Here is a 13,435-nt window from a genome sequence, read left to right as displayed (position 1 = left end):
GCGCCGGGGTGGGCACCGAGGGGGCGCCTGGCCTTCAGGACCGGGACCGGCCTCGCGGGTCAGAAGGTGACCGCGATGCCCGTGTGGGGCCGCTTGCCGAGACGGGCGACCATCGCGGGCCAGTCCACCAGCCAGAACTGCCAGGTGTACTTCCGCGCCAGCAGTTTCCGCACCCGGCGCAGCTCATCGCCCTCTAGGAGCCGCGCCGTGCCCTCGACGCGCGCCGCACCCTCGGTCACGTTCCCGCGCAGGTCGCAGACCTGCGCGACGATCCGGGGGTCGTTGCGCAGCCGCTTGACCTTCCAGGAGTCGCTGCGGGTCCAGGCGTACAGGACCTCGCCCTCCACCGCGTACCAGACGGGTGTCGCCACCCCCGTGCCGTTCTTGCGGAAGGTGGTCAGGCTGACGTAGCGGCCACGCCGCAGCTCCTCGGGCATCATGCGGCCGAGACTACGGCGCCGCGCGGACCCGCGGGTCCGCGCCCCCGCTCCGCGCTCCGGGCCCGATCACCCTCGCTTCCCGGCACCCTCCCGCGCCCGGTCAGACCGGCACCAGCGCGCACCGGACGACGACCTCGTCCAGGGACAGGCCGAGGACGCGGGCCAGGGCCGCGACGGTGAAGAAGGCGGGGGTCGGCGCCCGGCCGGTCTCGATCTTGCGCAGGGTCTCGGCGGAGAGTCCGGCGGCGGCGGCGATCTCGACCATGGACCGGCCGCCGCGGGCCTCGCGCAGCAGGAGGCCGAGGCGCTCGCCGCGCTCGCGCTCCTCGGGGGTCAGGGGTGTACGAACCATGGCGCCATTCTAATACCGGTATAGTAATTGGCATGGTTGAGATCAAGACAGACGAATCCCTGCAGGCCATGCGGGAAGCGGGGCGGGTCGTCGCCGAGGCCCTGGCGGCCGCACGGGAGAAGGCCGCGCCCGGCGTGACCCTCCGGGAACTGGACCGGGCCGCGCGCGAGGTGCTGACCGCGGCGGGCGCCGGCTCCCCCTTCCTCGACTACCACCCGGACTGGGCTCCGGTGCCCTTTCCGGCGGTCGTCTGCACGTCCGTCAACGACGCGATCGTGCACGGCATCCCGGGGGACGAGCGCCTCGCCGACGGCGACCTCGTCTCCGTCGACTGCGGGGCCGTCCTCCGCGGCTGGGTCGGGGACTCGGCCGTCAGCTTCACGGTCGGCCGCGCACGGCCCGAGGACACCCGGCTGGTCGAGACCGCGTACGAGGCGCTGGAGGCGGGCATCGCGGCGGCCGTGGTCGGCAACCGCATCGGCGACATCGCGCACGCCGTCGGCCGCGTCTGCCGCCGCGCCGGCTACGGCATCCCGGACGGCTTCGGCGGCCACGGCATCGGCCGCACCATGCACGAGGACCCCGGCGTCCCCAACGAGGGCCGCCCCGGCCGCGGCATGCCGCTGCGGCACGGCATGGTGCTCGCGATCGAGCCGATGCTGCTGGCCGGCGGCGCCGACGAGCACTACACGGCCGCCGACGGCTGGACCGTGCGCACGCTCGACGGCTCCCGGGCGGCCCACGCCGAGCACACGGTGGCCATCACCACGGACGGGCCGCGCATCCTGACGGCCTTGTAGGCCGGGGCGGGCGCCACCGGGTCGCCGCCCGGTACGACGGGCACGAGCGCGGGCCGACACGGCGCCCCTCACGGGGCGGCGCGCCGGGCCCGTCGGCGCCCGCGCCGGGCGGTACGCACCGACCGGCCTCCCGACCCCGGAGCCGGGCAGGCCGGCGAGGCGCCCCTACCGGGCGGCGGGCCGCACCACCATCGCCGAGCCGCCGCCCCGGCGGACGGGTTCCGCCGCCGCCACCCAGCGCCCGTCGGGCAGGCGCTGCACACCGGTCGCCGCGCCGATCTCCGGGTTCTGCCGGAAGCCGTGCCCGATGGCCTCGAGCTCCGCCCGCAACGGGCTGTTCCACAGAGCCGGTTCCAGCTCCGTCGTCGCCTGGTTGCGCTGGCTGGCACGCGGCGCGGCGATCGCGTCGGCGAGCGGCAGCCCGCGGTCCACGACACCGGTCAGCGTCTGCAGCACGGTGGTGATGATCGTCGCGCCGCCGGGGGAACCGAGCGCGAGCACCGGACGGTCGTGCCGGTCGAGGACGATCGTCGGGGAGATCGAGGAGCGGGGCCGCTTCCCCGGACCGGGCAGGTTGGGGTCGTGGACGGCCGGGTCGGCCGGCGCGAAGGAGAAGTCGGTCAGCTCGTTGTTGAGCAGGAAGCCGCGTCCCGGGACGGTGATCCCGCTGCCGCCCGTCGACTCGATCGTCAGCGTGTAGGCGACGACGTTGCCCCACCGGTCGGCCACCGTGAGGTGCGTGGTGTTCTCGCCCTCGTACGTGGTCGGCGCCGCCGCGCCCGCGCTCGCGCAGGCGGCGGGGTGACGCGGGTCGCCCGGCGGGAGCGGACTGGTCAGGGCCGCGTCGTCGCGGATCAGGCAGGCCCGGGAGTCCGCGTAGCGCTGGGAGAGCAGCTCCCTGACCGGCACGTCCTCGAAGGCCGGGTCGCCGACCCAGCGGCCGCGGTCGGCGAAGGCGATCCGGCTCGCCTCGATGAACCGGTGGAGGTACCGGGCGGGCGAGACGCCGGACAGGTCGCCGCCCTCCAGGATGTTGAGCGCCTCGCCGACGCTCGTCCCGCCGGAGGAGGAGGGGGCCATGCCGTAGACGTCGAGGCCCCGGTAGGAGACCTTCGTGGGCCTGCGCCGCTCCGTCGCGTACCCGGCCAGGTCACGCTCCGTCAGGTCGCCGGAGCGGACGTTGCGGGTGGCGCCGTCCCGCACCGGGGGCGTGCGGACGGTGTCGACGATGTCCCGGGCCAGCGGCCCGCGGTAGAGGGCCCCGACGCCCTCGCGGCCCAGCTTGTCGTACGTCCGCGCCAGGTCGGGGTTCTTGAAGACCGATCCGACCTCCGGGAGCCGTCCGCCGGGCAGGAAGAGGGCCGAGGAGGCCGGGAAGTCCCGGAAGCGGGCCTCGTTGGACGCCGTCTGGGCGCGGAAGGTGGCGTCGACGGTGAAACCGTCGCGGGCCAGCCGGCTCGCCGGTTCGAGAAGCCCGCGCAGCGGTTTGCTGCCCCAGGCGTCCAGGGCGGTCTTCCAGGTCGCCGGGGTGCCCGGCGTGCCGACGCCCCGGCCGCTGGTCATCCCCTCCTCGAAGGGGATCGGTCTGCCGTTCTCCACGAAGAGGTTCGCGTCCGCCGAACGTGGCGCCGTCTCCCGGCCGTCGACCGTGTGGACCGTACGGCTCTTCGCGTCGTAGTAGACGAGGAAGCCGCCTCCGCCGATGCCCGCCGAGTAGGGCTCCGTGACGCCGAGGGCCGCGGCCACCGCCACGGCGGCGTCGACCGCGTTGCCGCCCTTGCGCAGGACCTCGACGCCGGCGGCCGAGGCGTCGGCGTCGACGCTCGCGACGGCCCCGCCGTATCCGACGGCGACGGGCTCCTTGACCGGCGTCGCCGTCGCGGGTGTCGGTGGAGCCGCGGCCCCCACCGAGAGCACCGTCGCGGCGACGGCCAGAATCGGCACGGTCCGTGTGGCGGAACGACGCATCCCTACCTCCAGTCAACAGCCGTCCCCGCAGCGTAACTTCCCCCGGGGCCCCCGTCAGGACCGCCTCGAACAACAGACCGCCCGCCCGCTAGCATGCGCGCCCATGAACGAAGACCTGCGCAACGTCGTGCTGGGCGTGCTCGCCACGGGCGTCAGTGCCACGCTCGGCTGGCTCACCCGCACCTATCTCTGGCGCCGCAAGCTCCGTCGCAAGCAGGCCTTCTTCGGACTGCCGGGCGGCGCCGCGTGCCTGCTCGTGGTGAACCGGGAGGCGGGCAGCGACGGGGCCGTGCACCGCTTCGACGTGTTCGCGCTGCTCGAACTGGCCGCGCTCATCAAGGACTGCGGGGCGAACGCCGAGATCGTCCAGCACGATCTCGCCCGGCAGGGGTTCGGCGACCGCACCGAGTTCTGCCTCGGCGGCCCGTACTCCAACCGGCGGATGGCGGCCCATCTCCGCTCGCTCCTGCCGGGCCTGACCATGAACGTCGACACCGATCCGGACCATCCCGACCGGGCCGCGCTCGTCGTCGGCGGGGAGTCCTACCGCCCGGAGAAGGGGCTGACGGAGTACGTCGTGCTCGCCCGGCTCACCGGTGGCGAGGGCGGCCGGCCGGTGTTCCTCTTCTGCGGCCAGCGCGCCATCACCAACCAGGCCGCCACCCGGTACCTCTCCCGGCACCACGAGAAGCTGGCGCGCAAGTACGGCTCCGGCCCCTTCGTGCTGCTCCTCAAGGTGGTCAACTCCCAGGCGTACGGGCCCGATGTGGTGGAGCTCGTCGCCGATGTCACACGGGCGGCGCGGACGGCTCCCGCCCCCGAGCCCGAACCCGAACCCGAACCGGCAACGACTTGACGCCGTTGACGAAGTTGGAGACGAGCCGCCGGGGCGGCCCCGCGAGGTCGAGGCCGGTGAGCGCGTCCCGCACCTCCTCGTGCAGGATCCGCAGCTGGAGCCGGGCGAAGTGGGCCCCCAGGCAGACGTGGGGGCCGTCGCCGAAGGAGACGTGCGGGTTGGGCGTCCGCCCGAGGTCGAGCCGGAGCGGGTCGGGGAAGACCCGCTCGTCGTGGTTGGCGGACGCGTGGAAGACCACGACCTTGTCGCCGGCGGCGATGGGCCGGCCCGCCAGCTCGGTGTCCCGGACGGCCGTGCGGCGGAAGGAGAGCACCGGCGGGTGGACGCGCAGGAGTTCGTCCACGGCCGTGTCCGTGCCGACCTCGCCGGACCACAGCCGCGCGCGTTCCCGGGGGTCCCGGGCGAGCGCGAGCAGCCCGCCGGGGGCGGCGCTGCGGACGGTGTCGTTGCCGGCGACGGTGAGCAGGAAGAAGAACATCTCCAGCTCGCCGTCCCGGAGCCCGGAGGCCGCGAGCGTGGACATGATGTCGTCCGCGGGCCGGCGCCTCCGGTACGCGGCGAGGTCCTGGGCGTAGGCGAACATCTCCGCGAGCGCCGCCGGGGACCGCGGGTTCACCGGTCGGCCGTCCGCGTCGAGCACGGGCGGTTCGTCGGGGTCCTGGTAGGCGATGACCCGCTCGGTCCAGGTCAGCAGAAGTCCCCGGTCGGCGGCGGGCACGCCGAGGAGGTCGGTCAGGTTGAGCAGCGCGTAGTCGTCGGTGACCGCGTGCACGAGGTCGATCTCGTCCCCGGACTCCAGCGCGGTCCGCAGCAGCTGCCGCGCCCGCAGCCGCGCCGTCCCGGCGAAGCGCTCGATCCGGCCCGGCGTGAACGCCCGGCTGACGAGGCGGCGCAGCCGGCCGTGCTCCGGCGGGTCCTGGTTGAGCATCATCCGCCGGATGAAGGGCAGGTCGGCGGGATCGGGGTCCCGGATCTGGGTGGCGCCGAGGCGGGAGGAGTAGCCGACGGAGTCCTTCAGCACGCGCACGACGTCGGCGTGCCGGGTCACGGCCCAGAAGCCGGTGCCCGGGGGCCAGCCGAGGACCTCGTACTCCCGCTGCCAGGCGACGGGGTGGCGGTCGCGCAGCAGTCGGAACGCCTCGTGCGGCAGGCCGCGGGCGTAGATCCGGGGGTCGAAGACGTCGGGTACCTCGCCGGTGTTCTGCACGGCTCCCAGCCTGGGGCGCCGGCCGGGGGATTTCCAGATGCCGGGGGGCGTCCGGTCGCGGGCGCCCCCCGGATCCCGCGGGCGGGCGGACCCGCGGGACGCCGGGACCGGCCTCCGCGCCCGGGTGTCAGGCGGGGAGGGAGCGGGCGAGGCGGAAGCCGACGTCGTCGACCCGGTAGCTCGGGTGGCTGCGGCGCCGGGCGGAGGCGCGGCAGCTCCAGTGCTCGTCGAACCAGCCGCCGCCGCGCAGCACCCGGTAGCCGCCGTAGACCTCGGCGTCGTAGACGTCCCAGCACCAGTTCCAGACGTTGCCCAGCATGTCGTGCAGGCCCCAGGCGTTGGGCAGTCTGCCGCCGACGTCGTGCGGGCGCTCGCCCGAGTTGCCGCGGTACCAGGCGATGTCGTCGAGGGGGCCGTAGTGCGGACCGGTCGTGCCGGCGCGGCAGGCGTACTCCCACTCCGCCTCGGTGGGCAGCCGGTATCCGTCGGCGGCGGCGTCCCACTCGACGTCCTCGTCGTCCCCCTGGATCCGGTACGCCGGGGCGAGTCCGTCCCTTAGGGACAGGGCGTCGCAGAACCGGACGGCGTCCCACCAGGAGACGCCCTCGACGGGGAGTCGGTCCCCGGGGGTGGCGCTCGGCCGCAGTCCGCCGGTGACCTCGGCGTACAGCGCCTGGGTGACCGGGACCGTCGCGAGCGCGCAGGGCGTGATCTCGACCTGCCAGCGCCGCCGGGTCCGTTGGTCCGACAGGGTCACCCGTCCCGGCGGGAGGGCGACCATCGTGTTCGCCGTGTGCGCTTCCATGATCACAGGATCGCAGGCGGGACACCGACGACAGGGCCGAACACCCCTGGAACGGCCGGGCGTCCGCGGATCCGGCCGTATACACCCCCGAGGGCGTACGGGGGCAGGCGGAGCGCCCGGGCCGGGGTATCGGCGCGCGTGGGCGCCCCCTCGTCCCGCCCGACCTGCGAACAATCGTTACCCGCACGTAACTTACCGACCAGTTACCGCAGGTAAGGCCGCGCGGTTACCGTCGGGTCACTTCACTGCCCCCCATCAGTGACCCCCCCCAGTGAGGAGTGACCCGTGCGCACAGCTCCGGTCTTCGCCGTCTCGGCCGCCCTCGTGGCCGGAACGACCCTCGGACTCGCCCCCGCCGCCCACGCGTCCGAGACCGCCGCCACCGGCACCACCGTCCGCTTCGTCGACATCGCCGGCGACGGAGGCACCGTCCTCAAGGCCAACGTCGTCACCCCGGCCGGCGCCGACGGCGCTTCCCGTTTCCCGGTGATCGTGCTCCCCACAAGCTGGGCCGTGCCCCAGATCGAGTACCTCGCGCAGGCCCAGAAGCTCGCCGACTCCGGTTACGTCGTGGTCAGTTACAACTCCCGCGGCTTCTGGCAGTCCGGCGGCGAGATCGAGACGGCCGGCCCGAAGGACGTGGCCGACGCCTCCCTGGTCATCGACTGGGCCCTCGCGCACACCCCCGCCGACCCGGACAAGGTCGGCATGGCGGGAGTCTCGTACGGCGCCGGCATCAGCCTGCTCGCCTCGGCGCACGACAGCCGGATCAAGGCCGTCGCGGCCCTCAGCGGCTGGGCCGACCTCATCGAGTCCATCTACAGCGGACGCACCCAGCACCTCCAGGCCGCCGCGGTGCTCGGCGGCGCGGGCTATCTCACCGGCCGCCCCGGCCCCGAACTCCGCCAGGTGCTCGGCGACTTCCTCTCGTCCGACCTGGACAAGGAGGACGAGATGATCGCCTGGGGGCGCACCCGCTCCGCCGCCACCCAGCTCGACCGGATCAACGCCAACGGCCCCGCGATCATGCTCGGCAACGCCTGGGGCGACACGATCTTCCCGCCGAACCAGTACGCGTCCTTCTACGAGAAGCTGAAGGGCCCCAAGCGGCTGGAGTTCCGCCCCGGCGACCACGCCACCGCCGAGGCCACCGGTCTGCTCGGGCTGCCCAACGACACCTGGACCAGCGCCCATCGATGGTTCGACCACTACCTCAAGGGCGTCGACAACGGCATCGACCGCGAGCAGCCCGTCCGGCTCAAGCCCCGCTCCGACGGCGGCTACGAGAGCTACCCCGACTGGAAGTCCGTGGGCGCCGACGAACGGAAGATCGCCCTCGGCGGCACCCAGCGGATCTGGGCCAACGTCGACTCGGGCGCCAACGGCGGCCTCGTCTTCCTGTCCAACATCCTGGACCAGCTCGTCCAGGCCCCGCCGATGGCCTCCATCCCGCTGCTGCCCCGCGCCTTCGCCGGTGTCTGGCAGTCGGAGCGGTACGACACCGCCCAGCGGGTGCGGGGCACCGCGAAGCTCCACACCACGGTCACCTCGACCAAGGAGAGCGGCACCCTCGTCGCCTACCTCTACGACGTGGGCCCGCTCGGCCTCGGCAAGTTGGTCAGCAATGCCCCGTACACGTTCCACGGGCAGGCGCCCGGCAAGCCGTTCACCGTCGACCTGGAGCTCTTCTCCACGGCCTACGACGTGCCGGCCGGCCACCGTCTCGCCGTGGTCGTGGACACCGTCGACCCCCTCTACATCGAGCACAACCCGACCGGCGCACGGCTGACCTTCTCCTCCCCCGCGGGCGACCCGTCGTACGTGTCGGTCCCGCTGCGGGCGAAGTGATCACCGGCCGCCGCCGGACGGGTATGGCTCCTTGCGAGCTGCCCCGCGTCGGCTAACGGCCGAGCGGCGGGGGCAGCGCCCCTGGTTCGGCCGGGGCGACGCCCCCGGCCCGTTTCCTCGGACTGCGCCGCCCCCTCCTGGCCACCCAGGAGGGCAGCACGCACGTCCCGATGTGGATCGGCGAGATCACCGCACCACGGGGATGAAGGGCAGATCGTAGTCGAGATCCGACGCGATGAGCCTGCCCGCGGGCAGGAACTCCTCGTCGGTGGCGAGGAACCCGAGCGAGGTGTCCTTCAGGGCGACGAGCGGCCTGCCGATGACGGCCGGCGGCACGGCGCGTACGCCCTGTGGGACCACGACACGGGTCGACCTCTCGACGCCACGCAGCTCGATCAACGGATCGACGACGGCCATACGCTGCCCTGCCCCCTTCTCGGCGATGTCGCGGTCAGCGCAAACTATTCACCACGAAAAGGGACTTATCGACTGACACGCATAAGACGGGCATAAGCCGTATTTACTGCAAAGGGGTGGAGGCGGCGCTCAGAACTCGGCGGCCTCCGCGTACACCTGGGAGAGCTCCGGCGAGCCGGTGACCGCCCAGTCGAGCCCGGCCTCCACGACGTTGATCTCCCGGCCGGAGGCCAGCCGGACCACTGGCTGGCCGCCCGGCCACACCTGCCAGGTCGCACCGGGCACGGTCCGCACGATGACCGTGCCCAGATAGAGGCCCGCGTCGTTGCCCAGCCAGGGAAGCTCCTCGGGATCGTCGCGCCAGCGCGGCGGGATCTGGTCGATCCGCTCCAGGGAGTACGGCGTGTCGTCCAGCTCGATCCCCGAGTCCTGGACGACCGTACGCAGCAGCTCGCACTCGGCGAGCAGATCCGCCACCCCTTCGGGGTCCCGGTCGAAGGCCGAGACCAGCGGCGGCGCGGACGATTCGATCACGCGCCTCTTGCGCCAGTTGTCCAGGAATGGGATGTTCATCGGACCAGCGTCGCATTTTCCCGGGCCACCGCACCACCAGGCGCGCGGAGATCGTCCGGGCGGGACGACCCCCGCGGACCCTCCGGGCGGGACGGCTCCGGGACAGCCCTCAGACGTCCAGGTCGACGACGACCGGCGCGTGGTCGGACGCGCCCTTGCCCTTGCGCTCCTCACGGTCGACGTAGCTGTCCGTGACCGCGTCGGCGAACGGCTTGTTGCCGTACACCAGGTCGATGCGCATGCCGCGGTTCTTCGGGAAGGCGAGCTGGCGGTAGTCCCAGTACGTGAACGGGTGGTCGTACTTGAGGGGGCGCGGGACCACGTCCGAGAGCCCGGTCTCGCGCAGTCCGGCGAGCGCGGCCCGCTCGGGCTCGGTGACGTGGGTGAGGCCCTCGAAGGCGGCGAGGTCCCAGACGTCCTCGTCGGCCGGGGCGATGTTGTAGTCGCCGAGGACGGCGAAGGGCCGCTCCCCCGCCGCGTCGTCGGCCACGGCGGCCTTGAGCGCCTCCAGCCACAGCAGCTTGTACGCGTAGTGCTCGTGGGAGACCTCGCGGCCGTTGGGCACGTAGACCGACCAGACGCGGACCGGGCCGCAGGTCGCGGAGATCGCGCGGGGCTCCTCCAGGCCGTCGTACACCGGGCCGCCGGGCAGGCCCGCGACCACGTCGGCGAGGCCCACCCGGGAGACCAGCGCGACGCCGTTCCACCGGCCGGTGGCGTTGACCACGGACTCGTACCCCAGCTCGCGCAGCTCGTCGGTGGGGAACTGCTCGGCGGTGCACTTGGTCTCCTGGATGCACAGCACGTCGGTGCCGCTGCTTTCCAGCCAGGCCAGGAGCCGCGGCAGCCGGGCGGTGATGGAGTTGACGTTCCAGGTGGCGATACGCATGGACGGAAGCCTATCGGCGGGGTCCGACAGTCGCCGGTACGGACGTCACAGCTCGGTGGAGTCGCCCGGGCTCAGCCGGCCGTGGTCGGTGCCGCCGAGCCCGCCGATCTGCCGGTCGTAGATCGGCCGGGCGAGGTCCGTGAGCAGGGCGTCGTGCACGTCGATGGCCCGGCGCGGCCGGACCTCGCGGACGTAGTCGATCACCTCGGAGATCTTGTTCCACGGAGCCATCACCGGCAGGAGCAGCGTGTCCACCGGCCGGCCGGGGACGGTCAGCGCGTCGCCGGGGTGGAAGACGCCGTCGTCCACGAGGTAGCCGACGTTCGTGATCCGGGGGATGTCCGGGTGGATGACCGCGTGGAGCTCGCCGTGCACCTGCACGTCGAAGCCGGCCGCGCTGAAGGTGTCGCCGTGGCCGACCGTGTGCACCCGGCCCGGGAAGGCGGCCGCGAGCTGCTCGGCGACGCTCCGGAGCGTCCAGATCTCCGCGGCCGGGTCGGCCTCCAGGGCGGCCCGCAACCGCGCCTCGTCGAAGTGGTCGGGGTGCTCGTGGGTCACGAGCAGCACGTCGGCGCCGAGGGCCGCGTCCTGCTCGCTGAAGCCGCCGGGGTCGATGACGAGCGTCCGCCCGTCCTTCTCCAGACGGACGCAGGCGTGGGACATCTTGGTCAGCTTCACGGGACTCGACCTCACGACGACGCGGACGGACCACGGGGGCCGTCCGTGGACGGCCCCCTGGCCAGCGTACGCCCGCGGGACGTCCCGTCGATCAGGCCTGATCGACGGGACACCCCCTACGGCGTGGTGTCCTCCAGGATCACCCGGCGCACCACGCGCAGCGCGCTGTCGGCGGCGGGCAGCCCGCAGTACACGGCGGTCTGCAGCACGATCTCCCTGAGTTCGGCGGGGGTCAGTCCGTTGCGCAGGGCGGCCCTGGTGTGGTCGGCCAGGGCGTCGAGGTGGCCGCCCGCGATCAGGGCGGTGAGGGTCACCGCGCTGCGGGTCCGGCGGTCCAGCGCCTCCCGGCTCCAGATCTCGCCCCAGGCGTAGCGGGTGACCAGCGACTGGAAGTCCTCGTCGAAGCCGTCCCCCAGGGCCTGGTCCACATGGGCGTCGCCCAGGATCTCGCGGCGCAGCTTGAGGCCGCGCTCGTACGGGTCGGGGCGCGAGTCGTCCGCCGTCCCGGACGGGATCTCGGCCGGGGCGATCTCGGCGCGGGGCACGACCGGGGCGGAGACGGGAGGCATGGGCGGGGCGGCCGGCGTGCTCTGGGTGTCGTGCGCGGTGCCGGCGAAGTGGCCGGCGAGCAGGTCGGTGACGGCGGCCGGCTGCTCGACGGGGGCGAGGTGCGAGGCGCCGGGGACGACGGCGAGCCGGGCGTCCGCTATCCCGGCGACCAGGGTGCGGGCCTCGGCGGGGCCGGTGACCTGGTCCTCGGAGCCGACGAGCACCAGCGCGGGGATCCCGATGCGTCCGAGGGCCTCGCGGACGTCGAAGACGGCGAGCGCCTCGCACGCGGAGATGTAGCACCCGGGGTCGGTCGTCCGCACCATCTGGACGGCCCATTCGACGATCGCGGGCTGGGCGGCGGCGAAGCCGGGGGTGAACCACTGCTCGGGCGCGGTGCGGGCCATCGGTTCGAGGCCGTTGGCGCGGACGACCACGCCGCGCTGCCGGAACTCGTCCGGGCTGCCGAACCGGGGCGAGGTGGCGACCAGGGCCAGGGAGGCGACCCGGTGGGGGGCGCGGAGCGCGAGGTCGAGACCGACGGCGCCGCCGAACGAGCAGCCGGCGTAGCCGAAGCGCTGGACGCCCAGGTCGTCGAGCGTGGTGAGCAGCCGGTCGCCGAGCTCGGCGACGGAGGCGAAGGGGTGGGCGGGGGCGCCGCCGTGTCCCGGCAGGTCGAAGCGGACGACGCGCCACTGACGGGTCAGCTCGGGGATCTGCCGGTCCCACATGTGCCACGTGGTGCCCAGCGAGGGCCCCAGGACCAGGACCGGGGCGTCTTCGGGTCCGTCGGTGCGGTATTGCAGGGTGTTCGGTGATGTCTGGCTCACGCCCTGCACCGTCTCATATCGCGCGGTCTCCCCCGTGCCCGGGTGGGAGCCGCGCACGGCGCCTCGCGAACCTTCACGAGAACCGCCCACTCCCCCGGGTGCGTCCTGCCCTACGGTGCCATCAGTCGCCTACGACGGGGAGGAACCGTGCAGCAGCCGAGGGCGGCGCTCGCCGAGCGCATCGCCGAGCGGAGGAGAGGGGGCGACGACCCTCGCGCCCTGGTCGGCGAGATGCGACGGTCGGTGCTCCTGGTACCGGTGGCCGACGGGGGGTTGTGGTCGGTGCGTTCGGGCGGGGTGCGGTGGATCTGCGGGTTCACCGACGAGGCCGCGCTGGCGCGGTTCGCCCTGCACCACGGGCCGGGCGACCGGCCCATGGACTACGCGGCGCTGCTGGGCGCGCGGATCGTCGACGAGATCGTGCCCGCGCTGGGCGAGCCCGCCGGGCTCGCCGTGGACATCGCCACCGAGGACGGGTCGATGTTCTTCCCGCCGGTCGTCGGGATCGTTCCGGACGCGGCCGCCGTCGACGCCGGCGCGGCGGGCGCGGCAGGAGGGGGACACGGACATGAGCGGTGACGAGAAGGACCTGCAACTCGACCAGGCGTCCGTGGTCAGGTTCACGCAGGGCGTGGGCGCGACCATCGACGAGCTCGGCGATCTCGGCGGCGCGACCGGCTCGCTGCTGGGCAAGGGCTTCTCGTCGCTGGCGATGACCGGGATGGAGGCCGGACACCACGGTCTCTCGGTCGACTTCGAGGACTTCTGCGAACGCTGGGAGTGGGGGGTGCGCGCGCTCGTGCGCGACGCGAGCGAGATCGCGAACCGCCTCGGCCTGGCGGCGGGCACCACGTGGGAGCACGACCAGTACCTCGCGAGCACCCTCAAGGTGGGCGCCAACTCGCTGTTCGGCGGGAACCCGCACGCCAGCGAGGAGGAGATCGCCAAGCAGGGCTGGGGGGACATCTTCACGCCGGACTACCTGGACCCGGACTGGAGCCCCGAGTCGTTCGAGAAGGCCGGTCAGGACATGGAGCAGACCTGGAAGGACACCGGTCGCACCGTGCTCACCGAGGGCCAGGGCGGCCGGCAGTCGCAGATCCTCAACGAGGCGCTCGGGATATCGGACGACCGCTGGAACCAGGCGCTGGACGACACCTTCGGCCCGTCGCCGGAGGAACGCGCGAAGCAGGAACAGCAGGGTGACTCCGGGGGGAACTGAC

14 protein-coding genes and 1 pseudogene are annotated in these 13,435 nt (G+C 73.4%); 5 read left to right on the top strand and 10 right to left on the bottom strand.

Annotated elements, in window-relative coordinates:
• Positions 1 to 59 precede the first annotated feature (59 nt).
• Entirely contained in the window at positions 60 to 440 is a 381-nt protein-coding gene (locus tag ACGFZF_RS10780) for a PPOX class F420-dependent oxidoreductase (RefSeq protein WP_393553088.1), read from the bottom strand.
• 100 nt (positions 441 to 540) lie between these two features.
• A complete protein-coding gene (locus tag ACGFZF_RS10775; protein ID WP_147981748.1) occupies positions 541 to 792 on the bottom strand; it encodes a helix-turn-helix domain-containing protein in 252 nt (83 codons plus the stop codon).
• A 32-nt stretch (positions 793 to 824) separates the two neighbouring features.
• Between ACGFZF_RS10775 and map the strand changes: the two genes are divergently transcribed.
• Positions 825 to 1,592, top strand: a complete 768-nt coding sequence (gene map, locus ACGFZF_RS10770; RefSeq protein WP_393553086.1) for a type I methionyl aminopeptidase — start codon at positions 825 to 827, stop codon at positions 1,590 to 1,592.
• A 165-nt stretch (positions 1,593 to 1,757) separates the two neighbouring features.
• On the opposite strand, the gene ggt is transcribed toward map, so the two are convergent.
• Entirely contained in the window at positions 1,758 to 3,560 is a 1,803-nt protein-coding gene (ggt, locus tag ACGFZF_RS10765; protein ID WP_393553084.1) for a gamma-glutamyltransferase, read from the bottom strand.
• Positions 3,561 to 3,663: 103 nt separating this feature from the next.
• Between ggt and ACGFZF_RS10760 the strand changes: the two genes are divergently transcribed.
• Complete coding sequence (locus ACGFZF_RS10760) at positions 3,664 to 4,416, top strand: hypothetical protein (protein ID WP_361313955.1); 753 nt, start codon at positions 3,664 to 3,666, stop codon at positions 4,414 to 4,416.
• Here ACGFZF_RS10760 and ACGFZF_RS10755 read toward each other — a convergent pair.
• Both ACGFZF_RS10755 and ACGFZF_RS10750 read right to left on the bottom strand, forming a co-directional pair.
• Positions 4,349 to 5,623 carry a cytochrome P450 gene (locus tag ACGFZF_RS10755; protein WP_393553082.1) on the bottom strand — a complete coding sequence of 425 codons (1,275 nt, stop codon included), beginning with the start codon at positions 5,621 to 5,623 and terminating at the stop codon, positions 4,349 to 4,351. The two genes, ACGFZF_RS10760 and ACGFZF_RS10755, sit on opposite strands and share 68 nt — an antisense overlap.
• A gap of 127 nt (positions 5,624 to 5,750) precedes the next feature.
• A complete protein-coding gene (locus ACGFZF_RS10750) occupies positions 5,751 to 6,428 on the bottom strand; it encodes a formylglycine-generating enzyme family protein (protein ID WP_393553080.1) in 678 nt (225 codons plus the stop codon).
• A gap of 285 nt (positions 6,429 to 6,713) precedes the next feature.
• Here ACGFZF_RS10750 and ACGFZF_RS10745 point away from each other — a divergent pair, with 285 nt between their 5' ends.
• A complete protein-coding gene (locus ACGFZF_RS10745) occupies positions 6,714 to 8,276 on the top strand; it encodes an alpha/beta fold hydrolase (RefSeq protein WP_393553078.1) in 1,563 nt (520 codons plus the stop codon).
• A 52-nt stretch (positions 8,277 to 8,328) separates the two neighbouring features.
• Here ACGFZF_RS10745 and ACGFZF_RS10740 read toward each other — a convergent pair.
• The 5 genes and pseudogenes from ACGFZF_RS10740 to ACGFZF_RS10720 all read right to left on the bottom strand — a co-directional run.
• A pseudogene (locus ACGFZF_RS10740) lies at positions 8,329 to 8,702 on the bottom strand (amino acid ABC transporter permease); the annotation flags it as partial.
• A 120-nt stretch (positions 8,703 to 8,822) separates the two neighbouring features.
• On the bottom strand, positions 8,823 to 9,266 hold the full coding sequence (locus tag ACGFZF_RS10735; RefSeq protein WP_393553076.1) for a DUF6278 family protein: 444 nt from the start codon (positions 9,264 to 9,266) through the stop codon (positions 8,823 to 8,825).
• A gap of 109 nt (positions 9,267 to 9,375) precedes the next feature.
• Entirely contained in the window at positions 9,376 to 10,155 is a 780-nt protein-coding gene (locus ACGFZF_RS10730) for an exodeoxyribonuclease III (RefSeq protein WP_393553074.1), read from the bottom strand.
• A 45-nt stretch (positions 10,156 to 10,200) separates the two neighbouring features.
• Complete coding sequence (locus ACGFZF_RS10725; RefSeq protein ID WP_393553718.1) at positions 10,201 to 10,818, bottom strand: MBL fold metallo-hydrolase; 618 nt, start codon at positions 10,816 to 10,818, stop codon at positions 10,201 to 10,203.
• A 131-nt stretch (positions 10,819 to 10,949) separates the two neighbouring features.
• Entirely contained in the window at positions 10,950 to 12,212 is a 1,263-nt protein-coding gene (locus tag ACGFZF_RS10720; RefSeq protein WP_393553072.1) for an alpha/beta fold hydrolase, read from the bottom strand.
• A gap of 147 nt (positions 12,213 to 12,359) precedes the next feature.
• Between ACGFZF_RS10720 and ACGFZF_RS10715 the strand changes: the two genes are divergently transcribed.
• On the top strand, positions 12,360 to 12,791 hold the full coding sequence (locus ACGFZF_RS10715) for a hypothetical protein (RefSeq protein WP_393553070.1): 432 nt from the start codon (positions 12,360 to 12,362) through the stop codon (positions 12,789 to 12,791).
• Positions 12,781 to 13,434, top strand: a complete 654-nt coding sequence (locus ACGFZF_RS10710) for a hypothetical protein (protein WP_393553069.1) — start codon at positions 12,781 to 12,783, stop codon at positions 13,432 to 13,434. The genes ACGFZF_RS10715 and ACGFZF_RS10710 overlap by 11 nt, the downstream gene beginning before the upstream one ends.
• The last annotated feature ends 1 nt before the right edge of the window (position 13,435 follow it).

It is taken from the genome of Streptomyces sp. NPDC048338 (assembly GCF_043201055.1).
GTDB lineage: Bacteria > Actinomycetota > Actinomycetes > Streptomycetales > Streptomycetaceae > Streptomyces.
The sequence above is the reverse complement of the archived record's forward strand: the minus strand, read 5'-3'. Positions and strand labels throughout refer to the sequence as shown.